Origin of the sequence: Rhizobium sp. WYCCWR 11128, from assembly GCF_013416305.1 — a bacterium.
In the GTDB taxonomy this organism is placed as follows: Bacteria; Pseudomonadota; Alphaproteobacteria; order Rhizobiales; family Rhizobiaceae; genus Rhizobium; species Rhizobium indicum.
This window is the reverse complement of sequence record NZ_JACCEZ010000005.1, coordinates 45,819-71,515: the sequence shown is the minus strand read 5'-3', so window position 1 is coordinate 71,515 and position 25,697 is coordinate 45,819. Positions and strand designations below refer to the sequence as shown.

The 25,697-nt window shown below is 62.9% G+C and carries 19 protein-coding genes and 1 pseudogene; 16 read left to right on the top strand and 4 right to left on the bottom strand.

Going from position 1 to position 25,697, the window contains the following annotated elements:
* The first annotated feature begins 12 nt into the window (after window positions 1-12).
* From HX898_RS17200 to HX898_RS17190, 3 genes are all read left to right on the top strand, one after another.
* On the top strand, window positions 13-1,275 hold the full coding sequence (locus tag HX898_RS17200) for a YcaO-like family protein (protein WP_180195215.1): 1,263 nt from the start codon (window positions 13-15) through the stop codon (window positions 1,273-1,275).
* On the top strand, window positions 1,272-2,015 hold the full coding sequence (locus HX898_RS17195; RefSeq protein ID WP_138389841.1) for a TfuA-like protein: 744 nt from the start codon (window positions 1,272-1,274) through the stop codon (window positions 2,013-2,015). Before HX898_RS17200 ends, HX898_RS17195 begins: the two co-directional genes overlap by 4 nt.
* Window positions 2,016-2,081: 66 nt before the next feature.
* Window positions 2,082-2,348: a hypothetical protein gene (locus HX898_RS17190; protein WP_138331511.1), complete on the top strand. Its 267-nt coding sequence runs from the start codon at window positions 2,082-2,084 to the stop codon at window positions 2,346-2,348.
* Between the two features lie 81 nt (window positions 2,349-2,429).
* Here the strand turns inward: HX898_RS17190 and HX898_RS17185 are convergent, their stop codons facing one another.
* From HX898_RS17185 to HX898_RS17175, 3 genes are all read right to left on the bottom strand, one after another.
* Window positions 2,430-2,834, bottom strand: a complete 405-nt coding sequence (locus HX898_RS17185; protein ID WP_025397650.1) for a helix-turn-helix transcriptional regulator — start codon at window positions 2,832-2,834, stop codon at window positions 2,430-2,432.
* 202 nt (window positions 2,835-3,036) lie between these two features.
* Window positions 3,037-3,873, bottom strand: coding sequence for an amidohydrolase (locus tag HX898_RS17180; RefSeq protein ID WP_180195214.1), 837 nt, complete (start codon window positions 3,871-3,873; stop codon window positions 3,037-3,039).
* A 72-nt stretch (window positions 3,874-3,945) separates the two neighbouring features.
* Window positions 3,946-4,731: an IclR family transcriptional regulator gene (locus HX898_RS17175; RefSeq protein ID WP_180195213.1), complete on the bottom strand. Its 786-nt coding sequence runs from the start codon at window positions 4,729-4,731 to the stop codon at window positions 3,946-3,948.
* 420 nt (window positions 4,732-5,151) lie between these two features.
* On the opposite strand from HX898_RS17175, the gene HX898_RS17170 reads away from it, so the two are divergent.
* The 5 genes and pseudogenes from HX898_RS17170 to HX898_RS17150 all read left to right on the top strand — a co-directional run bounded on the left by HX898_RS17170 (window position 5,152) and on the right by HX898_RS17150 (window position 11,992).
* The gene (locus tag HX898_RS17170) at window positions 5,152-5,886 is read left to right on the top strand and encodes an SDR family oxidoreductase (RefSeq protein ID WP_180195212.1); all 735 of its coding nucleotides are present in this window, start codon (window positions 5,152-5,154) and stop codon (window positions 5,884-5,886) included.
* A 95-nt stretch (window positions 5,887-5,981) separates the two neighbouring features.
* The gene (locus HX898_RS17165; protein ID WP_180195211.1) at window positions 5,982-7,259 is read left to right on the top strand and encodes an L-fuconate dehydratase; all 1,278 of its coding nucleotides are present in this window, start codon (window positions 5,982-5,984) and stop codon (window positions 7,257-7,259) included.
* A 223-nt stretch (window positions 7,260-7,482) separates the two neighbouring features.
* Window positions 7,483-10,062, top strand: coding sequence for a caspase family protein (locus HX898_RS17160; protein ID WP_180195210.1), 2,580 nt, complete (start codon window positions 7,483-7,485; stop codon window positions 10,060-10,062).
* A gap of 24 nt (window positions 10,063-10,086) precedes the next feature.
* Entirely contained in the window at window positions 10,087-10,719 is a 633-nt protein-coding gene (locus HX898_RS33245; RefSeq protein WP_246697931.1) for a tail fiber domain-containing protein, read from the top strand.
* Between the two features lie 17 nt (window positions 10,720-10,736).
* Window positions 10,737-11,992: pseudogene (locus HX898_RS17150) on the top strand (isoprenylcysteine carboxylmethyltransferase family protein).
* 10 nt (window positions 11,993-12,002) lie between these two features.
* On the opposite strand, the gene HX898_RS17145 reads toward HX898_RS17150, so the two are convergent.
* Window positions 12,003-13,613 carry a hypothetical protein gene (locus HX898_RS17145; RefSeq protein ID WP_180195208.1) on the bottom strand — a complete coding sequence of 537 codons (1,611 nt, stop codon included), beginning with the start codon at window positions 13,611-13,613 and terminating at the stop codon, window positions 12,003-12,005.
* A 160-nt stretch (window positions 13,614-13,773) separates the two neighbouring features.
* Between HX898_RS17145 and HX898_RS17140 the strand changes: the two genes are divergently transcribed.
* The 8 genes from HX898_RS17140 (at window position 13,774) to HX898_RS17105 (ending at window position 25,587) form a co-directional block, all read left to right on the top strand.
* Window positions 13,774-14,364 carry a hypothetical protein gene (locus tag HX898_RS17140; protein WP_003553371.1) on the top strand — a complete coding sequence of 197 codons (591 nt, stop codon included), beginning with the start codon at window positions 13,774-13,776 and terminating at the stop codon, window positions 14,362-14,364.
* A gap of 292 nt (window positions 14,365-14,656) precedes the next feature.
* Window positions 14,657-15,034: a hypothetical protein gene (locus HX898_RS17135; RefSeq protein ID WP_180195207.1), complete on the top strand. Its 378-nt coding sequence runs from the start codon at window positions 14,657-14,659 to the stop codon at window positions 15,032-15,034.
* 210 nt (window positions 15,035-15,244) lie between these two features.
* Window positions 15,245-17,197 carry a DUF4384 domain-containing protein gene (locus HX898_RS17130; RefSeq protein WP_180195206.1) on the top strand — a complete coding sequence of 651 codons (1,953 nt, stop codon included), beginning with the start codon at window positions 15,245-15,247 and terminating at the stop codon, window positions 17,195-17,197.
* Between the two features lie 22 nt (window positions 17,198-17,219).
* The gene (locus tag HX898_RS17125; protein WP_180195205.1) at window positions 17,220-18,836 is read left to right on the top strand and encodes a caspase family protein; all 1,617 of its coding nucleotides are present in this window, start codon (window positions 17,220-17,222) and stop codon (window positions 18,834-18,836) included.
* Window positions 18,833-21,364 carry a trypsin-like serine protease gene (locus tag HX898_RS17120; protein WP_180195204.1) on the top strand — a complete coding sequence of 844 codons (2,532 nt, stop codon included), beginning with the start codon at window positions 18,833-18,835 and terminating at the stop codon, window positions 21,362-21,364. The genes HX898_RS17125 and HX898_RS17120 overlap by 4 nt, the downstream gene beginning before the upstream one ends.
* A 13-nt stretch (window positions 21,365-21,377) precedes the next feature.
* A complete protein-coding gene (locus HX898_RS17115) occupies window positions 21,378-22,562 on the top strand; it encodes a serpin family protein (protein ID WP_180195203.1) in 1,185 nt (394 codons plus the stop codon).
* A 42-nt stretch (window positions 22,563-22,604) separates the two neighbouring features.
* Window positions 22,605-25,010: a serine/threonine protein kinase gene (locus HX898_RS17110; protein ID WP_180195202.1), complete on the top strand. Its 2,406-nt coding sequence runs from the start codon at window positions 22,605-22,607 to the stop codon at window positions 25,008-25,010.
* 265 nt (window positions 25,011-25,275) lie between these two features.
* Window positions 25,276-25,587 carry a DUF982 domain-containing protein gene (locus HX898_RS17105; RefSeq protein WP_112908772.1) on the top strand — a complete coding sequence of 104 codons (312 nt, stop codon included), beginning with the start codon at window positions 25,276-25,278 and terminating at the stop codon, window positions 25,585-25,587.
* Window positions 25,588-25,697: the final 110 nt, after the last annotated feature.

The window sequence follows — 25,697 nt, the reverse complement described above, 5'->3', positions numbered from 1 at the left end:
GAACAAATCGGTATGTCTGCTTTCACCGACCTTGAAACGCTTGCCGGTGACCTCAAACGATCATCGGCCGGCGTCAGCGACTATCATGACCGCGCCGTCACGCCGGCTCAGACCTTGGCGGCCATCAGGCCGCATCTGCGCGAATTCGGCATTACGCGCGTCGGTCTGCTGACCGCACTCGACGTTCTGAACATCCCCGTCGCCTTCGCAACGAGGCCGAACAGTCATACGCTGTCGGTCTTTCAGGGCAAGGGTATCGACAACGATGCCGCCATGGCCTCGGCGGCGATGGAAGCAGTCGAGACGCGGATCGCCGAAATTGCCCCCACCGACCTGACGCAGGCGACGGTCGAGAGCATGCGGGCTGAGCGTGCCGCGATGATCGATCTCGACAATGTCGCACGCTGCGCGCCCGACGAAATCGGCAGAGGTCCCATTCCCTGGTGCTCCGGGCTCGACATTCTTTCCGGGAGCAGCGTCTTCGTGCCCTGGTGGCTCGTCGGTCTCGACCATCGCGGCGAGAGGCCGCCGGGCTTCGAGCAGTCGAGCGATGGGCTTGCCTCCGGCAACACGCCGTCTGAAGCGGTCCTGCATGGGCTTTGCGAGCTGGTGGAGCGTGACGCCTGGGCCTTGACCCAGCTGAAATCGCCCGAGCGCCTGAAGGAGAGCCGCATCGACCCCGCCTCCTTCGGCGATGCGGTCATCGACGTCATGACCGACCGGATCACCCGCGCCGGCATGAAACTGCTGCTGCTCGACATGACAACGGATATCGGCGTGCCTGCTTTTCTGGCCGTCATCATGCCAGGCAACCTTTCCGACCGTGTCGACGCGCGCTGGTCGCACGTCTGCGGTGGCTGCGGCTGCCACCCCGATCCCGTGCGCGCCGCGCTGCGCGCCATCACCGAAGCGGCGCAGAGCCGGCTGACCGCAATTGCCGGCAGCCGCGACGATTTCTCGCCGCGCATCTATCAGCGGCTCGACAGGAGTGCGGCGATGCAGCAGGTGGTCGAACTCTGCGAGGGCGACGGCCGGATGCGCTCGTTCCAGGCCCGCGATCGCCGCCCGGCGACGATCCAGGACACCATCGGCCATATTGCCGACCGGCTGGCGGCGACCGGCATCGAGCAGATCGTCGTCGTGCCGTTTCCGCACCCGGCCCTGCCGGTTTCCGTCGTCAGGGTGGTCGTGCCGGGGCTGGAGGTCGATATCTCAGGCCAATATATCCAGCTCGGCCTGCGCGCGGTCAACACTATGAGAGGAGCCGAATCATGAAGGTGTTGTTCGTCGGCCCGAGCCTTGGCAGCGATCTTGCCGCGGCAAGGGCCATGTCTCCTCGCATCAATTTCCGGCCGCCGGCCGCCGCCGGCGACATCCTGAAGGCCGTTCAGGACGGCGCCACCGCGATCGGTCTCGTCGACGGCTATTTCGGCGATCTGCCTTCGGTCTGGCACAAGGAAATACTTTACGCACTCGAACACGATGTCGCCGTTGCCGGCGGCGCCAGCATGGGGGCGTTGCGGGCAGCCGAATGCGAGCCCTTCGGCATGGTCGGGCTGGGCTCGATCTTCGAAGATTACGAGTCCGGACGGCTGCTCGACGACGAGGCCGTCGCGCTAGTGCATGCGCCGCAGGAGCTCGGCTGGCTGCCGCTTTCCGTTCCCTGGGTCGATTTCGAGCCGACCATCGATGCGCTTCACGCCAAAGGCGAGATTTCGCCCGGCGAGCGCAAGAAGCTGTTGCTGGCCGGCCGCTTCCTGCATTTCTCCGAGCGCACCTATGCGAAGGTGGCCGACGAGTGCCATTTCCGCAAGCCGCGCCGCGACCATATCCTCGCCGCCATCCGCGGCAGCCGTGTCGAGCGCAAGCGCAACGACGCGTTACTGGTGCTGGAATGGCTGCGCCGGGACAAATTCCGCCCTGTCAACCGTGACTGGCGCTTTGCTGCGACCTCGCACTGGGAGCTCCTGCACGCCGAAGTCACGCGCAATGCGGTTCCTGTAACGCTTGAATAACGGTCGCGGCGGAAGATGCAGTAATGATGGAATCGTAGGGTTCCACGACCAAAGAGGGCGGGAACGATGTTTGAACAACACAACGAAGGTACCGGCAGCGAATATGCAAGGATCTTCCGGCTGCTGTCGGCGGCCAAGGATGAGGCTGAAAAGCTTCAGCTGCGCAATCTGACGCATCTGACGAACATGGCGCTGCTGCAGGTCGTCATCGATTGGGACGGCATAGACCCCGACAGGGAGCTTGACGTCAATCTCGAGAAGCTGCTCGGCAGCAAAGCCAAGATCGCAATGAAGGATGCCAGCGAGAATCTGATCCTGATCGATCGCCATTGAGCCCGATCGATTGCTATTGATCTCGATCAACCGCCATTGATCCTCATGCGGTCCGTTCGGAGCGTGTGAAGGACAACCGGTCTATTCGGCCGCTTCAGTATCCAACTGTCCGGTGTTGGCAATCGCCTGGACGAGCTTCAGGATCTTCTTGCGAAGCGCTTCGTTCTTGATCGAAAAGAACGCCGCATTGAGAAGCACGCCTTCGCGCGAAATAACGAATTCCTCGCTGGGAGCGGCGTTGTCGTTGGCCGTATCAGGGGTCGACAGATCGTCGAAAAACGTCCTGACATCGACCTTGAGCGCGCCGGCGATTTCGACCAGCATGCTGGCGGAAACGCGGTTGGAACCCTTTTCGTATTTCTGGATCTGCTGGAACGTTACGCCCACACGATCGCCCAGTTCCGTCTGAGAAACTTTCCTCAATAGACGCTGGATGCGGATCGTCTTTCCGACGTGAACATCGACGGAATGCGGTTCTTCTTTCATCTCATTTCCCTTCTGAAGGCAGCGGACAAGGGGTTATTCGCCATATCCGTGTCAACAACTTTTAGCCGAGATAAATAAGGCTAGCAATTGCTTGCATGTAGATAGAGTTAAACCCGAAAATCGGGCCCTTTTTGTCCCGGAATGGTACAAAAAACATGCCGAAATGGCACGTCCACGAGACCGGTCGCTTTATTTTGTGACGTCAGAGCGACCAGAGGCGCTGTGCGTTAACGAAAAGCAACTTGGAACGCTCCGCCTCGCTCACGCCGGAAAGCATCGCATGGGTCGCCGCGACCCAGGTAGAGAGGCCGCCACCGAGCGTGCAGACCGGCCAGTCGCTGCCCCAGACGACGCGGTCCCAGCCGAAACTTGCGGTCACATGTGCGATATAGGGCTGCAGCGTTTGCGCCGTCCATGTCTTCGCATCGGTATAGGCGACAACGCCGGAAATCTTGCAGACGACGTTCGGCCGCCGGGCGATCTCCGATATGCCGGCCTTCCAGGGCTCAAAGGCATCCGAGCGGATATCCGGCACGCCGCAATGGTCGAGCACGAACTGCACGTCGGGCGCAAGATCGACGAGGGCGGTCACACGGCTCGCCTGATGCGGCAAGGTGCAAAGGTCGAAGGTCAGGCCGCTGCCGCTGATGCGCCTGATGTTTTCGCGGAACAGGGCGCCTTCGGAGACATCATCGGGCACGACATGCAGCACGCGGCGGAACCCCTTGACGAAGGGATCGGCCTTTTGCCGCTCGAGATAGGCGGCAAAGCCTTCCTCTTCCGGCCGGCAGGAGACAATGGCGCCGGCGATCAGACCGCCTTCCTTCTTGGCGATCCTGGCGACGTGATCGGTCTCGGCCTGCATCGCGGTGGGATCGACGTCGACCTCCATATGCAGCACCGTGGTGATGCCGCAGCGCCGGGCCTCGGTCGCATAGGTCTCGTAGAGGAAATCATGATCGAGATCAGGCGCGCCGGAGAGCCAGGGATAGGGCAGCGCCGAGCGATCGATGATATGCAGATGGGTGTCGATGAACACGCTCTTCCTCCCAGAATGGTGTCGTGAAACTATCCCTGGTGAATGGATTGTTCAAATAGAAATTCCCAGCCGTCAGGCAGGGGTGACGACATCGGCGCCGGCAAGCAGCGAAAGCTGGGCGGCGGTCTTCTGTACCAGCGTGATCGCCTGGGTGATATCGGGGGCCGACGGCGCATTGACGAGCGCGATAAACGGGCAGGTGAGGGCGGCGATGCAGCGGCGGTCCGGTCCGAGAACGGGAGCGGTTAGATTGTAGACGCCTGATGTCTGGGCGCTCGCCATCATCTCGTAGCCGCGCTCACGAATCTGGTCGAGACGATCGTAGAATTCTGGCCCGAGTTCGACGTCCGCGCGGCTGCGCACATGTTCGGAGATCATCATCTCCCGCTCCTCTTCGCTGCGGAAAGCAAGCAGCACATGCCCCGACCCGGTGTCGAAGAGGCTGATATGGGCGCCGATCCGGATCGAAAATCCCCAATAGTCCGGCGCCTCCTGCTGGGCGATGACGACAGCCGCGCCGCGGTCGAAGACGGCAAGATGATTGGCTTGGCGCGTGCGCTGGGCAAGATCGCGCATCAGCGGCGTGGCGTAAGAGGCGAGCCGGCGCACCGGCGCGTGCAGCTGCGCAAGGCCGAAGAGCTTCAGCGTCAGCGAGTAGCGGTCGCCATCCAGCCGGGTGACGTAACCGCGGCGTACCAAGCGATCGAGCATGCGGTAGAATTCGTTGGGGCTGCGGTCGAGCCGCTTGGCGATTTCGGCCTGGGTGAGGCCACTATCGACACCGGCGAGCAATTCCAGGATATCGAGGCCCTTGTCGAGGGCAGGAGCGCGGTAGCGGTCGGACTCGTCGGTCTCCATTCCTTCCTCCTGTGAATATCATTCTGCATATACGCAGAACTGCAGCCGGAAAAGGAAAACTTCACACTTGACCCTTGGCCAATCGTCTGTTTGTCTATAAACAGACAAATCATCACTGAAGAACAGCGCGGCCACGGGGAGGAAGACCATGCAGCGCCATGGGAATGGTCATCGGCCCTGGAGCCGGCGAAGGTCGACTAAAATGCAGCCGATCGATGGGATCCGGCGCCGGCCCGCCTTTGCAACCGTGGCAACTCCTCCATTTAAGACAGAGAGCCGCGCGCATCTTGCCAGAACCCGGTCGAAACGCGCAAAGAGAGCGAATGGCGGACGATGATGCGTTCCATCACGACCGAGCTTCGCCAAGACATCAACCGCACTCCATCGTCCAGCGTAGACATCCCAGAAAAGGCCCGTGATATGACAAACAGACTTTCCGGCAAGACCGTTCTCATCACCGCCGCCGGCCAGGGCATCGGCCGGGCGACGGCGGCAGCCTTTGCCGCGATCGGCGCCAAGGTCCACGCGACCGACATCAACACCGAGGCGCTGGCGACGCTTGCCGCGGAAACCGGCGTCTCCACCCATAGACTGAACGTGCTCGAAGAGGATGCGGTCAAGGCTCTGGTCGCCGAGATCGGAGCCGTCGACGTGCTGTTCAACTGCGCCGGTTTCGTCCATGCCGGCTCAATCCTCGAGATGACGGATTCCGATCTCGAATTCGCCTTCGACCTCAACGTCAAGGCGATGATCCGCACCATCCGCGCCGTGCTGCCCGGCATGATCGAGCGCAAGGACGGGGCGATCATCAACATGGCCTCCGTCGCCTCCAGCATCAAGGGCGTGCCGAACCGCTTCGCCTATGGCGTCACCAAGGCGGCGGTGATCGGGCTCACCAAAGCCGTCGCCGCCGATTATGTCGGTCAGGGCATCCGCTGCAACGCTATCTGCCCCGGCACGGTGGAAAGCCCGTCGCTGCAGGACCGTATGCGGGCGCAGGGCGACTACGACGCGGCGCGCGCCGCCTTCATCGCCCGCCAGCCGATGGGCCGGCTGGGCTCACCGGAAGAGATCGCCGATCTCGCCGTCTATCTGGCCGGCGCGACCTACACGTCGGGCCAGGCGATCGCCATCGACGGCGGCTGGACGATCTGATTTCAGCGAGGCGGCCGGCCCGGCAGTCTTGCCGGCCGGCCCGGCCACTGCAATCGGCTCTCTATAATTGGCCCATTATAATCGGGAGAAACACCATGACCCGCATCACCGACCTTCGTGTCTTCGATCTCCGCTTTCCCACGTCGCAAAGCCTGGATGGATCCGATGCGATGAATCCCGATCCGGATTATTCGGCGGCCTACGTCATCCTCGATACGGATGCGCCTGATCTTGCCGGCCACGGCCTGACCTTCACCATCGGCCGCGGCAACGACATTTGCTGCATGGCGATCGAAGCGATGCGACACCTCGTCGTTGGCGCCGACCTCACTGAAGTTCTCGCCCATCCCGGCGCCTTCTGGCGGCATCTGACCAGCGATAGCCAGCTGCGCTGGATCGGCCCGGAAAAGGGCGCCATTCATCTGGCGACCGGCGCGGTCGTCAATGCCCTCTGGGATCTGCTCGCCAAGCAGGCCGGCAAGCCCGTCTGGCGGCTCGTCGCCGAGATGTCGCCGGAAGAGATCGCCGATATCGTCGACTACCGCTATCTCACCGACGTGCTGACGCGCGCCGAGGCGATCGAGATCCTGAAGCGCGCCGAGGCGGGCAAGGCGGAACGCATAGCCATCCTCGAAAAGGAGGGCTATGCCTGCTACACGACCTCGGCCGGCTGGCTTGGCTACGGCGACGAAAAGCTGCGCCGCCTCTGCCAGGAGGCCATCGATGCCGGCTTCAGCCATATCAAGATGAAGGTCGGCCGCGACCTGGAAGACGATATCCGCCGCCTCAGGATCGCCCGCGAGGTGATCGGCCCCGACCGCTACCTGATGATCGACGCCAACCAGGTCTGGGACGTCGGGCAGGCGATCGACTGGGTGAAGGCGCTTTCCTTCGCCAAGCCCTTCTTCATCGAGGAACCCACAAGCCCCGACGATGTCGCCGGCCACCGCAAGATCCGCCAGGCGATCGGCCCGGTGAAGGTCGCGACCGGCGAGATGTGCCAGAACCGCATCATGTTCAAGCAGTTCATCGCCGAGGGCGCGATCGACATCGTGCAGATCGATTCCTGCCGCATGGGCGGGCTGAACGAGGTCCTCTCCGTGCTGCTGATTGCCGCCAAGTTCGATCTGCCGGTCTGGCCGCATGCCGGCGGCGTCGGCCTTTGCGAATATGTGCAGCATCTGTCGATGATCGATTTCGTCGCAGTGTCGGGGACCAAGGAAGGTCGCGTCATCGAATATGTCGATCACCTGCACGAACACTTCCTCGACCCCTGCCTGATCGAGAACGCCGCCTACATGCCGCCCACCCTGCCGGGCTTCTCCATCGAGATGAAACCGGCCTCGATCAGCAACTATACGTTTCGAGGCTAAGGAACCTTCACCGGCCGCATGTTAAATTCCTGATTTTTACAGTCTTTCTTGTCGACGACGGGCTTCCAATCTGACGGGACTGCTCCAATTCACTTGGAGGCGGCGAAGCTTGCTTTTTAGAGCGCCGAGGAATAGTTTTGAACTGTGAATGCGGAGGGGGCCCAGCACCAGCAGGCCAGCAAATTTTATTGAACTTAGACAATAGAATGTTTGCGATCGAGCCATGCCCAAGTTTCACTGCGTCAAGAGACTGTGCGCTTATCTGCTGATCATCGCAGCAATGCTGCTATCGATCGGCACGGTACATGCAGCCGTCACCGAGGAGAGCGGGCGCCGCGTCGCCCTCGTCATCGGCAACTCGGTTTACAAGACGCTGCCCTCGCTTCCCAATCCTGCCAATGATGTCGAAGAGGTCGCGACCACGTTGCGCGCCGCCGGTTTCGATGTGACGATCGGCGTCAATGTCGACCGCATCGGGCTCGAAGATACGGTGCGCCGCTTCCTGCGTTCGACCAACAATGCCGAGGCCGGCCTGATCTACTATTCGGGCCACGGTATCCAGGTGGGCGGCCAGAATTTCATCGTGCCGGTCGATGCGACGCTGGAGACGCCCTATGACGTCGAGACGCAGACCATGCCGCTCGACCTCATCTTGAACCATCTCAAGCAGAATTCGCGGGTGCAGCTGATCTTCCTCGATGCCTGCCGCAACAATCCCTTCAATGCCCAGAAATTCTGGATGGCGGAAAAACTGGAACCGGTCGGCGCCACACGCGGACTTGCGCGCATCGACAGCGATCTCGGCAGCCTGATCGCCTTTTCGACCGAACCCGGCCAGGTGGCGCTCGATGGCACCGGGGCGCTCAGCCCCTATTCCGAATCCTTCATCAAGCGGGCGAGCGAACCCAACAAGGAAATCCGCCAGGTCCTGACCGATGTGCGCCGTGATGTGATCGCCATGACCAACGGCAAGCAGGTTCCCTGGGAAAACTCCTCGCTGATGGACAGCTTCTATTTCATTCCGGCGCCGCCGCCGCCGAGCGTCGAACCGATGCAGCAGGTGAGCGTGCCGGAGGGTGCGGCCACGACCAAATTGCCGATCGCCCCGCCGCATGACGAGACCGGCTCGGCGCTGCTCGTCACCCTCAACCAGCTTCCCAAGACCGGCAAGCTCAGCTTCGACGGCAAGCCGGTCGAGCAGGGCGCGAAGATGCCAGCCGCGGCACTGACGGCGCTGACCTATGATTCATCAGGTGTTGCCGCCGGAACCGTCGGCCTGATCGGCTATACCGTGAGCGACCCTTACGGCCAGGCGACGCAAGGCGTCGTCGCGATCACCGTCTCGGCCGATGCCGGCGCCAAGATCGCCCAGCTCGAACAGGAAAAGCAGGTGCGGCTGGGCGATGCCGACGCCTATTTGAAGACCCTGCCGCGCGACGTGGACACGACGATCGGCGTCGGCCCTGTAGAAGCCAGCCTGCCGGTCGTGCCGGCAACGGTCGCGGAAATGACCTTCAAGGTCGCGGCCCTGCCCGACAAGGGCACGCTGCGCGCCGGAGACCGGGTGATCGCTCTCGGCCACGTGCTTGAAGCAGCCGATATTCCCGCACTTTCCTATGAGCCGCAGATCGGCACCGAAAACCAGCCTTTCGCCCTAACGCTGCAGGCCGCTAACGACGACTTGCCGCCGGCGACCGTCACTTTCAAGCCGGCGCTCGACGCCTGCGATACATCAGCCGCGGCTCCACTCGACCTGCAGGGCGTGACGGCAGGCAAGTTGCCGAACGAGATCGACGCCGATGAAGCACTGCCGGCCTGCACGGAGGCGATAAAGGCCTATCCCGAGGTGGCGCGCTTCGTCTACCAACTTGGCCGTGCCCAGCTTGCCAACCGCGACGCCAAGACGGCTTTTGCAACGATCAAGAAGGCGATGGATGCCGGGCATGTCCGGGCGATCTATGAACTATCGAGCCTTTACGAGTTCGGTGCCTCCGTCCCGCGCGACGCAGCCAAGGCAAGTGAGATCGCCAAGGGTGGTGCGGCCAAGGGCGATCCCTTTGCCCTGTATAGCTACGGCAAGGCCCTCTACTACGGCCGCGGCACCAAGGCCGATCAGCAGCTGGGGTTGCGCCTGATGCTGCAGGCCGCCGATCTCGGCCATACCTATGCGATGAACGAACTCGGCTATATATTCCTGAACGGCGTCAACGTTCCGGCCGATCCCGAGCGCGCTATCCGCTTCTACGAAGCCGGCGTCCAGCGCAACGACATCTATTCGCTGAACAATCTGGCACTCGTCTACCGTTTCGGAAAAGGCGCTCCGGAGGACCTCCCGAAAGCGCTCGACCTTTTCACGCGGGCGGCCGAGGGCGGTCAGCCCTATGCCCCGACAAACCTCGGGCGCATGTACCGCGACGGCGTCGGCGTTGCCGCGGACAAGACGGAAGCAGTGAAGTGGCTGGAGATGGGCGCGGAACGCGGCGACTATTGGGGTGCACTCGACCGCGCCATTCTGGCGAAGGAAGAGGGTGCGGACGCCGACAGCCTTGCGATCGCGTCCCGTTACTTCGCGCTGGCGACCGCCATCAACATGCCGGGCAGCGGCGATCCGAAGAACCAGGCGCTGGCGGAACTTAAAAGGATGCCTGGCGCTGCGAAGAAGAAAGCGGAGGCCGCCTTTGCCGCCGAGCTGACCGCTCAGGAAAAAAAGGCAATTCCGAAGACCAAGTCGCTCGATGACAGGCTCGTCAAGCTCGCCAAAGCGACCTGGGTAAAGCGAAATCCGAGGTACGATCTCTTCTGAAACGGCGGTCCGGGGGCGCCCTACATGAACAGAAAACTCATCATCCGTGTTCTGCTTTGCTCGACCTTCCTTGCAGGCTCAGGCGCAATCCTACAGAGTTGCATCTTCGATCCGGGCGCCAAGACGCTGTTTGCCAGCGAAGAGCCCGTGGCCAGGAGCGTCACTCCTACCAGGAAAACCACATCCACCGTCAGAAGAGTGCCCACAACGAGCAATCAGCCGGCTTTCGCCCGCTCCGAGAACAGTTCCAGTGGGAATTCCGGCGGCGGAGGTATGGGGGGCGGCTCTGGCTCCAGCGGTTCTTCTGGTTCGAGTAGTTCATCGAGCTCCAGCGGCGGCTGGGGGTCCGATCGCCGCCTGAAGACCGATATTCGTCGGCTCGGCACCTCGGCCGAGGGCATACCGGTCTATGCCTTCCGCTACATCTGGGGCGGCCCGCTGTTCGTCGGCACGATGGCGCAGGATCTATTGGCGATCAGGCCTGAGGCAGTCATCGAAACCGCATCGGGTTACTACATGGTCGATTACGACAAGCTCGATATTGCGATGATCTCGCTGCCGGAGCCCGCGTCTGGCCTGGCGGCTGAAGCAGCGATGGCGCTTGCGACTCGGGCGGCACGGATACGCTCTCGGGGCTCCGTCCAGCCGGCAATGTAATCGAAAAGGCCGAGCGCGTGCCGATATCGCAGGACAGGGATACCGTGCTCGGGAGCCCTCTCGTCAGCCAGGCTGCGACCTTTGCCGGAGTTCTGATCGGCATCGCGCTCTCGACCTATCTGCAGCTTGAGCCCGGCAAGGCAATGGCACTTGCCGTGTTCTGCCTTCTCCTGGCGTGGATCGCCGTCGACGGCACATTCGCTGCTCGTTCGACCTGGGTATCGCGAAAGAGACGAAACGAGGCTGCCGCCATCTTCTGGCGCCGCATCGGAACGAAGCTTGTCGGCCTCGCCGCGCTGCTTGGCGTGGTCGTCATCGCCTGTTCGGTCTTTCCGTTTTTCACGCAGTCGTCGGCGGTCCGATGGATCATCGAGGCTGGGCACACCACTATTCCCCTTTCCATCGCACTTGCCGGCGCAACCATGCTCTACGTCGCGGTCACCGATCTGGTCGCGGAGGAGCCCGACGATTATCTCAATCAGGTCGGGCGCGCGGTGTTGATGCAGGATTTTCGCGAGGAGGACGTGCTGTTCGCATTGCGCCTGCTCGCGATCAAGTGCTTCTTTCTCGTCCTGATGTTCTCGGGCGGCATGGCAGCTCTTTCCAATCTGGCCGAGAAGCCGGCCTGGGCGTTTCCGCCGCTCTCGGCGGCCTGGTTCGAAGGCCTGTTGCAGCTTGCCTTTCTGCTCGACGTCGTGCTTGCCGCCGGCGGCTATGTCGCGACTTTCAAACTTTTCGGATGGCATGTCAGGGCAACGGAGACGACGGCACTCGGCTGGCTCGTCTGCCTCATCTGTTATGAGCCGTTCTTCCCTGCCATCTCACGTGCCTTCGTGCCCTATGGCGAGGGACCGGGCTGGGAGACCGTGATCCAGGAAGGCTCGGCCGTCTTCATCCTCTGGAGCGTCGCGACGCTGTTCTGCACCGTCATCTATGTCTGGGCGACCGTCGCTTTCGGGCCGCGATTTTCAAATCTCACGCATCGCGGCATCATCACATCAGGCCCCTATCGCTTCATGAAGCATCCGGCCTATGTCTCGAAGAACATCGCCTGGTGGTTGCGATCCCAGGCTTCCTCGCCAGCGGCCTTGCGGAAGGGCTTGCCCGGGCCGGCATGCTGGCGATCGTCAGTCTTATCTACGTCATGCGCGCTCGCGCCGAAGAGCGCATGCTGAGCCGGGATCCCGCCTATCGGGACTATGTCGACAGCGTGGCAGCGCATGGACTTCTGGCGATGGCGAAGCGGCGGCTGACATCAAGACCGGCGGCGTGACTCCCACCGTTCAGCCATCGAGCCCCTTGAAGCGCACCGGCTGGTAGCCGCGCATCAACAGGCTGCCGAGCGAATAGGTATTGCGGCAGACGCGGCCCTTGCAGGCATTCGGCGAGGCCTCCATCACCTCCACCTTCTTGTCGGCCGTGAAACGCATGAACAACAGCACATGCGAGCCCGGCTTGTTCAGCGCGTCGCCCGGCCGCATCGACCAGGGGTCTGAGAGGCGCTTGGTGATCCCGGGGATGGCGCGCGTCGAAACGTGCATCTTCAGGCCCCAGGCGTCGCTGACGAAACCGGAGCAGTCGACGCCGAGAATGTTGGATTGCGGCGCGCTCTTGGTGCAGACATTGCCGGCGGTCTGGCCCTTTTCCACGCCGCCGACGAAATTCTCGAGCGGCGTCTTGCAGCCCCAGCAGTAGGGAACACCCTTGACCGTCTGGCCGCGCTTGCCGATCAGGTAGATCGGGCGGCGCAGCCGGTTCATGTTGACGCAGCCCGGGCCGGGATCCCTGCCATAGGCGGTTGATGTCACCAGCCAGTTCAGCGTCTCGAAACCGATTGCCCGCTCGATGACGTCGCTGCGCGACTTCGGCACGATCGCCACCTTCGGCGTCTTGCCGGGCTTGCCGGCAGCAGGCTGTTTGGCCGGGCGGGCGACGGCAAGCTTGCGGCCGGGCTCCCGGCCGTCGAGCCGCAACACCTGCGCCCGGCTTTCCTGCGAGCGGAGATAGAGCACGTCGCCGCGCGGACCGATCGCCACGAAGCGCCTGGAAAATACCGTGCCCGGTTCGATCGGCAGGTCGTAGACCCGGTCCATCGCCCCGTTCGGCGTGAAGCGCACCACCAGCATGCCGGTGCGCTCGGGCCGGTCGGCGGGCACGAGCTCGACCAGCGCATAGGGCCTGCCTGTCGTGTCGATGTCGAGAAGTTCGACGGTGCCGATCCGCCCTTCCGAGGCGAGCTGCAGCGAAAGGAAATTCTCCTCCGAGCTGCTGCGCCGCAGCAGGATCTCCGCCTTGTCGTTTGCGGCAGCCGAGACCTCGGCAACGATATCGCCAAGCCCGCGGCTCGGCACGTATTGAATGACCGGCGGGCGGGCCTCGGGCCGGCTGGTGCTGCGGCCGATCTCGTCGATGATGCTGTTCAGCGGTCCCGGCGATACCGAGCCCATGGAGGCGAAGACCGAGCGGGTGTAGTCGTCGGCGTCAGCGCCGCCGTCGACGGCGCGCAGCGTCTGCGACCGGCCGTCGGCATCGGTGGAGCGCTCGAGCGGCACGACGCCGTCGGACCAGAGGTAGAGTTCGTTGTGAACGACGGCGAGATCCTCCGGCGTGGCATTTTCCGGCAGCGGCAGGATCTCAGGTTCGGCCTGCGAGCGTTCGGCGTCGACGGCAAGCACGCGGCCGTTGTTCTGGTCGAGGATGTAGATGGTGCCGTCGTCGCCAACGGTGATCGCCGCCGGCCCGGATGCCTCCGCTTCCTCGTTGGAAGAGATGATTCCGACCGAACGCGCGCCGTCGCCGCGGCGAAGCTCGATGATCGTCGTATCTTTGGCGAAAACCGGCGAGGCGACCGCAAGTGCCGCGGCAAACAAAATATGCGACCCAAAACTACGCATTGCCTCGACCCCCGGCATCATGCTCTGTGACCGTCAAGTCTTTAAAATGGTAGGCTAGATATGACTTCTCAGCAAGCCGTTGCTTTCCAAACGATTTGGAGATCTGCGCCGGCGATAGTACAAGATCATCGTCTCGAAGATTTGTCGGCAGGAAATGCTTATGCTGGAATGGAACGGTGACGAACTGGCGCTCGATATAAGCTTGCTGGAGCAGGTTCGCGCGGCGAGAATAGGTTTCTCAGACCGCGTCTGCGCCGCCTCGGCCAGCAAGGACGACAAGCATCTGGCGCAACTGCGCTCGGAGCCGACCTATCTGATGGCCGAGTTCCTCTATTCGATGAAGGTCTTCGGCATCAACACCGCCGAAGATATCGAACGCTTCGCCGATCTGCACAATGATTACGTGGTTTCGCTCACCCGCGATCCGGCCAAGCTGCAGCGTCTGGGGCTCTCGCAGGATCGTGCGCTCGCCTCGATGTTCACCGCCGACACCAAGCCGCGGCTGATCCAGAACTGGGCTGATAAATCAGGCGCGATCGACCAGTCCAATCTCGCCCGTTTCCTTGTCGCGGTGATGTCGAGCGAGACCTGCCGCAAGACGTTGATCGATTTCGAGACGGCGGGCTTCATGCAGCGCAAGCGCTCGCCCTACGGCACCATGGTCGTCTGGTCGACCGGAATGATCGAGGAGATCTTCGGCGAGATGCTGCGCGATCTGCGCCTCGGCCTGCAGCAATTGAAGATCCTCTAATGCACGTCGCCCGGAACTGTGCAGCGGGGGGCAACGACATGCATGAAACAAAGAGCGAAAGCGCCGCTGCCAGCCGATTTCAACCCTCCCAATCGATTGGCACCGAGGGCCGTTGCCTTCCTTCCGGCCTCTCCCTATTCTCGGGGCGCTTATGCATGTCGCCCGGAAGGGTGCAGCAGTTCCGGGGCAACGACATGCATAAAAACAAAGAGCGAAAGCACGTCGCATGAATCAATTTTAATGCGACGTGCTTTTGTCGCGCAGTGGCGCCAATAAGACGGATGTGACGACGATGACGAAATCCTGGCTGATAACCTTGTCGATCGGCCTGCTGCTGGCGCTGCAGGTACCTGAGCTCGCGCATTCCGGCCCGGCTGAGGACGCGCTCGCGGCGCGAAACCCCTCGCTTGCGGCACTGCGCCAGCATGACGAAAAGGCCTTTGCCGCGGCGACCGCGATCATCGCCGAACACGAACGCGCCAAGGGGCTTGCACCCGGCGAGGACAAGCTGCCCGATGTGACCTCGCCCGGCCGCGACATGGGCTCGGGTCCCGGCAAGGAATTCACGGTCGACAATCCGGATATTCTCTGGCTCTACAATTCCTCGCCCGAGGGAATGAGCGACCTGATCTCGATTTTGAAATCAGCCGGGCAAAAACCCAAGAACTAACCGCCTCCTCGCAGTTGAACGGACTATAACAGGCCCCGGTTATTCCGAAGCGTGAGTCTTGCTCACGTCTTTGCCTTGGCGGATTCTTCCAGGCTCCAAATAATTTGTAACCCTCCCTCAAGCAAGACAGGCGAAACCATCCCAATTTCGCCAGTCAGTGCTATTCTCATCTTCAACACAGTGTGAGATGTTCGAAGAGGAGGTTTTTCAATGCCGAACCGCAAAGCCATCCTGGCTGCAGCCACCTTTCTTTCGTTCTTTTCGGTGGTTCCCGCCGTCGAGGCGCAGAACGAACGCACATTGACCGAAGCGCCGGCGCAGACCGGGCCTGTCACCATCACCTTCGATCGCGCTGAAGCCAAATACGCCATCGGCGAAGTTGTCGGCCTCTTCATCCAGTCGACCGAGAACGCCTATGTCACGGTGCTGAACGTCTCGCCGAACGGCGCGGTCGTGAAGCTTTTCCCGAACAAATACCAGACCGACGCCCTTGTCGGTGCGGGCAAGCGCGTGCAGGTGCCGGATCCGGCAAGCGGCGCCAAGCTGCAGGTTTCAGGCCCGGTCGGCCAGGAGCAGATCAAGGTCTTCTATTCCTCCAAACCACTCAACATCTTCGCCGATCTCGGCGGCAGCGGCGGTGGCATGTTCCGCTCGATCGACGGCGGCATGGATGCCGTTTCCCGCAGCCTTGAAGAAGCCCGCAGCCTCGGCACCAAGATCAGCAGCAAGACGCTGATGCTGACGACGGTCGATAGTCCGGCTGCTGCCATCCCGCCCGTCGCAGCCGCCCCCGCAGCAAAACCGGTCGAGCAGGCTGCAAAGCCGCCGGTTGCGCCGAAACCTGCGGCCGCGCCGAAGCCGAAGCCGGTAACGAAACAGGAAGTCGCCAAGAAGCCGGAAACGGTGGTGGAAAAACCAAAGCCGGCTGCCCCGAAAAAGGTCGCGCCGAAGCCTGTCGAACAGGCCACACAGCAGCCGCCGAAGAAATACAAGATCGTCACCAACCTGGCGCCCGGCCAGGAGCTTGCCGCCGACGAACTGGAGCTGATCGGTCCGGCCGACACCACCTCATCCACCCGGCCGACCCAATATAAGCAGCCGACGCAATACAAGCAGCCGAGCCAGTCTTCGCAGACGAAGATGCCGAAACTGCCGATGCCGCAGATCAAGATGCCGCAGTTCAAGCTTCCCGGCGGTTTCAGCATCAAGATGCCGCAGCTAAATCTCGGCCGTTCGGCCGAACCTGCCCAGGCCGGCGAGGAGATCGAGGTAGCGAACGCCGATACGCCTGTTTGCACCGCCCTTCTCGACAAGCTGAACACCGCCGTCGCCGCCAAGGATATCGGTGCTGCCGCGGCCGAGGCCGATGCGATCGCCGTCAGCGCCGATTGCGGCCAGTTCCAGGTGAATGCCCAGCGCCGCGTCGCGGCCCTCAGGCTTTCCGCTGCCCAGGAGATGATGGCCGCCAACCAGCCGGTCGCCGATTACGAGCCGCTGCTTGTCGCCGCCGACAGCCCGCAGGTGCTCTGGCAGGCATCCGCCACGCTCGGCGAGATCTATTTCTCCGCACGCCGCTTCGCCGATGCCGCCGCCGATTACCAGCAGGCGATCGAGATCATCAAGAACGAGACCCGCACGCCGAAGGCACCGCCCGCCGAGACGATCTCCGATCTCATCCAGCGCGCCGCCCAGGCCCGCATCCTTGCCGCCAACCCGACGAGCGACAATCCTGAAGGCAGCTTCGTGCCGGCCGAGAAGGACCACCGCAGCGGCGTGCTTGGCGGCATCTATTCCGAGAATGTGCGTGGCATCGTGCCGGTCTCCATTCCGGTTCCGATCACCTTCGATTTCAACAAGTCGAGCTTCACCTCGATCGGTACCGAAGCCGCGGAGGAACTGCTGGAGGCGCTGAAGGAGCAGAAGCCCGGCCGCATCATCCTCGTCGGCCATACGGACCGGCGCGGCGGTGACGACTATAATCAGAAGCTGTCCGAACGCCGCGCCCAGGCCGTCGCCGACTTCTTGAAGAGCCACGGCCTCGATGCGACAATCGACGCCGAAGGCCGCGGAGCTTCCGAGCCGGTGGACGTGACGGCAACCGCAAACCTCACCGAAGACGATGTCGATGCGCTGAACCGCCGCGTCGAATGGCGCCGCGAATAGGCCGGGCGAGGAGGATCTGGCCATGACCGCATTCGTTTCCATGGCCGCAGCACTTGCCCTCCTCACCATGGCGGCCACCGACAGCCTGGCAAAGGTGATCGAGGCGCCCGAGCGTGGTGCAGTCAGGGCCGTGCTGATCGGCATCGACCTCTACCGCAACGTTCCGCCGCTGCACGGCGCCGTCGCCGACGCCGACGACCTTTCGCTTTCGCTGCGCTCGGTCGGCGTCGAGGACATGACGCTCTTGAAGAATGGCGCTGCCGACCGCGAGGGGATCTTCCATGCGATCGAGGCCGTGACGGAACGGGCAGGGCCTGGCGACCTCGTCGTGCTCGGCATCGCCGGTCATGGGTCGAGCGAGCCGGAACGCGTCAAGGGCTCGAAACCGAGCGGCCGCGACGAGGTCTATATCCTCGCAGGCTTCGACACCCGGCTGCCGGGCTCGCGCGAGCGCATCTTCGGCGACGAATTCAAGACGCTGATCCGCAAGCTAGAGACCAAGGGCGCCGATGTCGTCTTCATCGCCGATACCTGCCATGCCGGCGGCATGACCCGCGACGTCGATCCGCGCGGCGCCGAGATCACCTGGCGTCAGGCGCCGTCCTATACGATCGAGGAAGACGATCTCGCCCCGATTTCGACCACGGCGGATGCGCTGTCCACCGGCTTCGATTTCAAGCGGCTGACCTTTCTCGCCGCCGTCGACGACAATACCAAGTCGCCTGAAATCACCATTCCCGGCATTCCGCAGAAACGCGGCGCGCTGAGCTATGCCACCGCCCGCGCCTTCGAAGGGGCTGCGGACCGCAACGGCGACGGCGCCGTCAGCCGCCGCGAGCTGTTCGAATATGTGCGCCAGGCGGTCTACCAGTTCACCAACCAGCGGCAGAACATCTTTACCGAAAGCCCGCCCGGAACCGATCTCGATCGCGCCGTCGTCTACAACTACGAACGGGCGGGGGCGCAGGCGGCGGCGGAGAAATCAAACGCTCCGCTGCCCGCCGAGCCCGCGCCGATCAGCGTTGCCGCCCTCGGCTCCGAGCCGGTGCTACAGGGGATCGACCCCGCCGTCACGCCGTTCAAGCTAACAGAGGGTGCTGATGCCGAACTCGTCTTCGATCCCGAAAAACACGAAGCGATTGCCGGCGGCGATGTCGTCGCCTCCGGCGTCGGTGCCGGCGACATGCCTTTCGTCGTCGACCGGATGGCCGCGCTCGATGCGCTGAAGCGGCTCTCCGAAACAAACCCGCAGACCGTGCGCGTGACGCCTTCCGACACCGTCCATCGCGAAGGCGAACGCGTCGGCGTCACGGTTTCGGATCTATCAGGCCGCAAGCTCGTGCTCTTCGACGTCACCGGCGATGGAACCGTGCAGTTCCTCTATCCCGGCGAGAAGGAGGTCGATGCTGAGATGTCGCACACCTTCGATCTCGATCTTTCCGTCGTCGCACCTTTCGGCACGGACCTGCTCGTCGCCGTCACCTCTGAAACCCCGATGCCCGAATTTATTGAATTCCTGAAGCAGAACGACAGGCGCCGCACCGCCGGCAATATCGCCAAGCGGCTCGGCGAATTCCTGCCCGAAGGTGCACGCGTCGGATTTACGGTCCTCTATACCTCCGCCGGAGCCAAGCTATGAGCACGTCGATCAGCAGGGTCCTCAATATTGCGTCCGTCATGCTGCTTCTGGCTACTCCGGCGCTGGCGCAGCAGGACACCGATTTCGCCGGTGAGGATGGCGGGCGTGTCATCGGCGGCCAGGCGGCCAAGAAGGGCGAATGGCCCTGGCAGGTGAAGATCCTGGCGCCAGATCCCGAACAGCGCGGCCGCTTCGGCGGCCATTGCGGCGGCTCGCTGATCGCACCGCGCTGGATATTGACGGCCGCCCATTGCGTCACCAGCGGCCGCTCCGGCAAGCAGGATCTCTTCGCCCGCGACCTGTTGATCGTCGAGGGCAAGTCGAAGATCGACAAGGTGATCGCCGTCGACGGGCCCGACAAGCCGGGGCTTGCCGTGGAAGAGGTGATCATTCATGAGGATTTCGACCGCAAGGTCTTTGCCAACGACATCGCCCTCATCAAGCTCGCCGAGCCCGCTAAATCGAAGCCGGCGATCCTTGCCTCGGCCGCCGATGACGAGGTGGAGGCCGCCGGCCACCCGGCCGTCGTCACCGGCTGGGGTTACACCAAGGCCGATCACGGCTGGGACGACAAATACCTGCCGACCGAGCTGCAGGAAGTGGAACTGCCGATCGTCCCGCGCGAGGACTGCCGCGCTGCCTACCGCGACAGTTCGATGCGCATGAACCCGATCGACGAGCGCAATGTCTGCGCCGGTTATGCCGAAGGCGGCAAGGATGCCTGCCAGGGCGACAGCGGCGGGCCGCTGGTCGCCCAGCGTCCCGACAAGCGCTGGATCCAGCTCGGCGTCGTCAGCTGGGGCGCCGGCTGCGCCGAGGCCGAACATTACGGCGTCTATACCCGTGTTGCCGCCTTCCGCGACTGGATCGCCGCAAAAACCGACGGCGACGTGCCGAATGTTGAAGGACCTGCCGCCGGCGATCAGGTCGCGTCCACCACCACCGGTGGCGGGACGAAGCAAAGGAAGTCCGGACAGGAAGAGGCCAATCTCGCCATCACCACCCCGCCCGCCAGCGATACGGCGCCGGCTGGCACGACCGAAACGCCTGCTGCCGACACGCCCGCCGGCGATACCTCGCCGGCTGACAAGCCCGTCGCTGACGAACCAGCCGTTCAACCGCCCGTCGTCCAGACGCCGGTGATCGAAAGCTCGCCCGGCGACCGCGCGCTGCTGATCGGCATCGACGATTACGAGATGCGCGAGGCGAAGCTGACCGGTTCCGCCACCGATGTGAAAGCGATGCAGGTCTTCCTCGCCAAGACGCTCGCCTACCGCCCGGAGCAGATCCACACGCTGACCAACCGCAAGGCGACCCGCGAGGCGATCCTTGCCGAGATCGATGACTGGCTGGTGCGCCAGTCTACGCCCGGAAGCCGCGTCTTCCTCTATTTCAGCGGCCAGGGTTCGGAAGAAATGGGCGCCGAGGCGACGACCAGCCCGACGCTGGTGGCAGCCGATGCCAAGCTGGTGCGCGAGGGCGGCAAGGTGACCGTCACTAACCAGATCCGCGAAACCGAGATCGCCGCACGGCTGAACAGCCTCAAGGACCGCCGCGTCACGCTGCTGATCGATGCCTGCCATGTCGGCCCCGGCAGCCGCAGCGCGGTGGCCGCACCCTCCGGCACCGTGCGTTGCCTCGGCCCGGCGCTGGCAGCGCTCGAACCGCCGAACAAATCAGGCAAGGAAGCAAAATTCTCCTTCGGCGGCGAAAACGCCATGGTCTGGTCGGCCGTCAACGCAGGGCAGTGGGCCCTCGTCGACCGAGAGGCCAAGCCGGCGCTCGGCGTCTTTACGCGCCACTTCATCGAAGGCGTGCAGGATGGCGTGGCGCGCGCAGCCGACAAGCCGAATGTCAGCAATGCCGCGCTTCTCGACTACGTCCGGCGCAAATCCGACGAATACTGCCGGACACATGCGGGAGACTGCCGCTTCACCCCGGTGCCGCAATTTTATGGCCAGCCGGATGCGCTCGGCCGGGATGTCATCACCGGCGAGGAGGCGAAGACGCCGGTCGCCGCCGTCGAAAACACGTTGAAGAGCGACAATGAGGCCGGCGTCGCCGTCGACGTGCTGCCCGGCACCGCGGTCAGCATCGGCGACAAGGTGGCGATGCGTGTCTCCACCAAAAAGTCCGGTTACCTGATCCTGGTCGATATCGACGCCTCCGGCAAACTGACGCAGCTTTACCCTAACAAGCGCTCGATGGGCTTGAAGCCGACCGCCAAAAGCGGCGACAACCGGCTCGATCCGGCCCGGCCGGTCGTCGTGCCCGATGCGCGTAATCCCTATACCGGCTTCGAATATGTGGTGGAGGGTCCGGCCGGTGTCGGCATGGTCGTTGCCATCCTCAGCGACAAGCCGATCGAAGTGCTCGACCTGCCCGATGTGCCGACGCCGCTCGTCGGCCAGCGCGCCGCCTTCAACTATGTCTACGATCTCGCCCGAAGCCTCAGGATCGTCGGCGACGACGAGACCGGCGCCCAAGGCAAATGGTCGTTCGATTCCAAATTCTATCGCATCCGCTGAACAGGAGCGAACCATGCCGAAATCCACTCTGATGGCGGGTCTTGCCGCTTCCCTGATGGCGCTTGCCCCGGCCGCTCATGCCGGCAACGCCGGCGACAGCAAGGCGATACTTGCCGCACAGGCAGGGCTTGCGGCCGAACTCATCGACCGGACGCTGGCAAAGGAGGGTGCTGCCAATATCATGGTGTCGCCGGCAAGCCTTGCTGCAGCACTCGGTCTTGCAAGCCTCGGCGCCTCCGATGAAGGCAAGGCCTCGATCGCCAAGGGCCTCGGCTTCGGCGGCGAGGTGAAGGGACCGGAGATGGCGCTTGACGCAATGTATCAGGAAAAGCCCGCAGCGGCGGATGCGCCTTTGACGACGGCGGTCGCGATCGTCTTCGACGATAAGCTGGTGCTCGTCCCAGATGCGCTCCCCATGCTCGCCGGCCACCGGATCAAGCCCTCGATCGAGGATCTCGACGGGCCGAAATCGGTCGAGCACATCAACGGCTGGGTCAAACAGGCAACGCGAGGCGCCATTCCTGTCATCCTGGACGCACCGCCCGGCGGCGGCTTCGTCAGCCTCGGCGCACTCTCCTTCAAGGCGCGCTGGAAGACCTCCTTCGACAAGGAGAGCCCGGCAAGCCCGTTTCAGCGCCCGGATGGCTCGACGGTTTCGGTACCGATGATGCATCTTGCCGGCGATGGCCAGAAATTCCGCTTCGACGAGAAATTCACCGCCGTCGACCTTGCCTATGCCAGCGAGAGCTACAGCATGGTCGTGGTGGCGGCGCGCTCCGGCAAGGGGGTGAGCGGCGCGGACCTGAAGGCGCTCGCTTCCTGGCTGCAAGGGGAAAAATTCGAAGCCGCCAAGGGCGAAATCTTCCTGCCCCGCTTTTCCCTGAACGACGGGCGTGATTTGATGCCGGTACTCAATGCGATGGGAGTAGCGCCCGAGAAGGCCAAGGATGCGGGTTTCCCGGGTTTCACCAAGGAAAACATCCGCTTGTCGCGCGTCCTGCAGAAGACGATGATCAAGGTTGACGAAAACGGAACGGAGGCGGCGGCAGCCACGGCTGTCATCACGGAACGCAGCATCGATCCGAAGCTTATTCGCGTCGTGGCCGATGCCCGTTTTGCCTTCGCGCTTCGCGATACAAGAACCGGCCTGCTGCTCGCCGCAGGCCTGATCGGCGATCCATTACTGGCAGGCGAATAGAATTCGGTTTCATGAATACAATGAATGCAGGGGGACAAGTGCATGAGAAGTGATCTGATCGCCCGCTACACGATCGGCGAGCCGGTCTATGAGAACGAGTTCATCGTCTATCCGGCCCAGGACAAGCGGATGGACCATGCGGTCTTCATCGTTGCGCCCGATATGGCGCTGAAACTGGACAAGGCTCGTTTCGAGCGGGTCTGGACCTCCATCAACGAGGCCAAATCGCTGACCGCGCGACGCTTCGTCGAAATCGAGGACCTCATCCCGCCATCGCCTGACGATGACAATTTCTATATCGTCGAGAAGCGGCCGTCGAAAACGCTGCACCAATATCTCGACGAAACGGAAATGGTGGCTTACGAGCGCGCCGCCGAGATCGGCCGCCACATCCTCGAGGGCCTGGCGACGCTGCACGGCGCCGGCTATGCCCACAATGCGTTGACTGACCAGTGCATCTACGTCTCGGAGGATTATTCCGGCCTGTCGGTCCGGATCGGCAACCTGCATCTGATCTCGAAGATCGGCGAGCACATCATCCCGCCCTATGTGCCGGAATTCGGCGCGCCGGAGATCTATGCCAGCGGCACTTTTTCCGCCTCCGCCGCGCTCGACATCTACGCCATGGGCATGATCGCCTACAAGCTGTTCCTGCCGCGACAGACCTATGCCAGTGTCTTTGACAGCGTCATGGTCTGGGAAGACGAGCACCAGCGCGAGCAGAGCTGGAAGAACATCCATCTCGACCCTTCCAATATCTTTCCCCGCTTGGACGTGCTGATCCCCGGCTTTCCCGAAGGTCTTGCAAGCCTGGTGGAAAGGATGCTGAGCCGCGATCCGAGCGCGCGACCGCGCACGGGCGCCGACGCGCTGGGCGAATTCGCGCGCGTGACGACAGGCATCCAGCCGATGTCGTGGGATCCGCGCGGCGGCATGCCGCAGCAGCAGGACACCCCGAAACCGAAAAAATGGACGCCCGTCAAAATCTCCATGATCGCAGCACTGCTGCTGATCTGCATCGGCGTCGGTGCCATCACCATCCCGAAGCTGCTCCGCCCGGATCCGAAGCTCGTCGCCGACGTCGGAACCTGGAAGAAGGAAGCCGAAAGCCGCAAGCAGAAGGCGATCGCCGCCAAGGCGCCGGAGCGCCCGGCCAGTGACCAGGCGAAACTCGCCTATGACACGGGTGCTGCGGCGCTGACATCGGCCGATGCCCTGCTCAAGGACGAAGATTACGAAAAGGCCCTTCCGGGATTCCAGACGGCCGCCATCAACCTCGGTAATGCGCTGATCGGCATCTCGAAGGAGAATGCCGAGAAGGCGAAGGCTGCCGCTTCGGCCGCCGGCGGCGACAAGGCGCCAGGTTTTGCTGAGGCCGACGCCAAGATGAAGACTGCTGCCGATGCCGCCACCGCAAAGCAGATGCATGCTGCGGTCGGCGCCTACGATGAGTCGAAAACGACGTTTGACGATCTCGCCAAGGCGCTGACCGCGCTGACGGCCGCCGAAAAGGACGCAGCGGCAAAGCGCGAAACCGTCAATCGCATCGGCGCCGGCGATAGCCCCGACGTCGCCAAAGCGAGCGGGTTGATGACCGAGGCCAAGGCCAAGGCCGAACAATGGCAGATGCCGGCCGCGACATCTGGCTATGGCGACGCCGCCAAGCTTTTCGACGCCGTCATCGCCGATGTCATGGCGGCGAAAGACGAGGCGACGGCGCTGAAGCAGAAAGTCACCGATCTCAGCGCTTCCATTGCAACCCGCGCCGGTGCCGCCGAACCGACGCTTGCCGCACTCGTCCCGAAGATCGGCGAGGCCGACGGCCGCTACACCGCGGAAGCCTATAAGCTGGCGGTCGTCGCTTACCAGCCGATCCTTGCCGATCTCGAGGCGCTGTCGGCGCGCGGCTTCTGCCCGGTTTCGCAGACGCTTGCCTTCGAGACCGTGCCGGCGGGCAGTTATTCGCTTGATAATGTCCGGCTGATGACCTCGTCGATGAAGGAGCTCGGCGGCATGCTCGGCGTTGCCAATGGCGCCGTGAAGATCGACAAGTCCTTCTGCATGCAGACCAAGGCCGTCACGCGTGCGGAGATGGCGGAATATTACACCGCCAATTCCGATCCCGCCGCAGCCCAGGCCTATGCCGACAATCCGCAGCAACCGGCCGACGACGTGCCGCTTGCCGTCGCCCAGAACTATACCGCTTGGCTGTCGAAGCAGCTGAACGCGCCCGTCCACCTGCCGTCGGCGACGGAATGGATGGCAAGTGCCACGAAGATTCCCACGGAAAAGCTGCCCGACAATGGCGATATCATCCTGCAATGGAGCGCCACCCCCTGCGAAGCCGGCGGCAATGTCGCCTTCATGGCGCAGGAAGGCTCGACCTTCGTGGTCTGCTCCGACGCGTCGGCCGGCGGCATCTTCCGGGTTACTGCCGAATTGCGGTGAGCGCGGCGAAATGGGACCGAATAGGAAAGCGTGCGCCGCTGATACGGGGGCGAGGTAATCTGTTGCGAACCCGGAATGCGTCCATCGGTGCAAGCTTCGACGGAGCGCAGGGCGCTCCGACATAAGGTTCTAGGGTACTTTTCTGCTTCACTCGAGAGCTCGCGTTCAAGCCGTATGCTTCGACAAATTTCAATTCCAAATTACAAAATACGCGCGTATATTGAACTGGGGACTGCGGTATCCGTGCCTTGAGGGGTCGAGGACAATGTGCTGGAACACATCATCAGCATTCACGCCGGTTGGGTTTGCTTTGCGAGGCCCGGCATCTCGCAAGATCGTATGGACGCTGGGCGACGCGGCGCGTCTCCTGATCAACGATTGGCCTTGCGATGACGGCGAGGAATATGTGGCTGCCGTCAAAGCCTGCGTCGACGCATTGAGCGGGAAGATTGCCCCGGAACAATTTCGGGAAGCGCTTCTGCGTGCGGCCGATGAGGCGGGTATCGCCACTCTATCGCTCGTCCGGCAGGGAATGGGAGAGCGTCGACCGGACCTTCCCTCAAGCGCGCAAAGATAGGCCGAATTTCGGGAGGCTACTCGCCTTTCGACGTCACGTTTGCGCCTGGAGCAGACGTTGGGCTCGGCGTGAAGGAGCGACCGATTTGTGACCGGTTCCGGACTGGCCGC

Excerpts from the sequence above, each read along its gene's own strand:
- HX898_RS17200 (WP_180195215.1), top strand. The coding sequence starts at position 13 with ATGTCTGCTTTCACCGACCTTGAAACGCTTGCCGGTGACCTCAAACGA.
- HX898_RS17195 (WP_138389841.1), top strand. The coding sequence starts at position 1,272 with ATGAAGGTGTTGTTCGTCGGCCCGAGCCTTGGCAGCGATCTTGCCGCG.
- HX898_RS17190 (WP_138331511.1), top strand. The coding sequence starts at position 2,082 with ATGTTTGAACAACACAACGAAGGTACCGGCAGCGAATATGCAAGGATC.
- HX898_RS17185 (WP_025397650.1), bottom strand. The coding sequence starts at position 2,834 with ATGAAAGAAGAACCGCATTCCGTCGATGTTCACGTCGGAAAGACGATC.
- HX898_RS17175 (WP_180195213.1), bottom strand. The coding sequence starts at position 4,731 with ATGGAGACCGACGAGTCCGACCGCTACCGCGCTCCTGCCCTCGACAAG.
- HX898_RS17170 (WP_180195212.1), top strand. The coding sequence starts at position 5,152 with ATGACAAACAGACTTTCCGGCAAGACCGTTCTCATCACCGCCGCCGGC.
- HX898_RS17165 (WP_180195211.1), top strand. The coding sequence starts at position 5,982 with ATGACCCGCATCACCGACCTTCGTGTCTTCGATCTCCGCTTTCCCACG.
- HX898_RS17160 (WP_180195210.1), top strand. The coding sequence starts at position 7,483 with ATGCCCAAGTTTCACTGCGTCAAGAGACTGTGCGCTTATCTGCTGATC.
- HX898_RS33245 (WP_246697931.1), top strand. The coding sequence starts at position 10,087 with ATGAACAGAAAACTCATCATCCGTGTTCTGCTTTGCTCGACCTTCCTT.
- HX898_RS17145 (WP_180195208.1), bottom strand. The coding sequence starts at position 13,613 with ATGCGTAGTTTTGGGTCGCATATTTTGTTTGCCGCGGCACTTGCGGTC.
- HX898_RS17140 (WP_003553371.1), top strand. The coding sequence starts at position 13,774 with ATGCTGGAATGGAACGGTGACGAACTGGCGCTCGATATAAGCTTGCTG.
- HX898_RS17135 (WP_180195207.1), top strand. The coding sequence starts at position 14,657 with ATGACGAAATCCTGGCTGATAACCTTGTCGATCGGCCTGCTGCTGGCG.
- HX898_RS17130 (WP_180195206.1), top strand. The coding sequence starts at position 15,245 with ATGCCGAACCGCAAAGCCATCCTGGCTGCAGCCACCTTTCTTTCGTTC.
- HX898_RS17125 (WP_180195205.1), top strand. The coding sequence starts at position 17,220 with ATGACCGCATTCGTTTCCATGGCCGCAGCACTTGCCCTCCTCACCATG.
- HX898_RS17120 (WP_180195204.1), top strand. The coding sequence starts at position 18,833 with ATGAGCACGTCGATCAGCAGGGTCCTCAATATTGCGTCCGTCATGCTG.
- HX898_RS17115 (WP_180195203.1), top strand. The coding sequence starts at position 21,378 with ATGCCGAAATCCACTCTGATGGCGGGTCTTGCCGCTTCCCTGATGGCG.
- HX898_RS17110 (WP_180195202.1), top strand. The coding sequence starts at position 22,605 with ATGAGAAGTGATCTGATCGCCCGCTACACGATCGGCGAGCCGGTCTAT.
- HX898_RS17105 (WP_112908772.1), top strand. The coding sequence starts at position 25,276 with ATGTGCTGGAACACATCATCAGCATTCACGCCGGTTGGGTTTGCTTTG.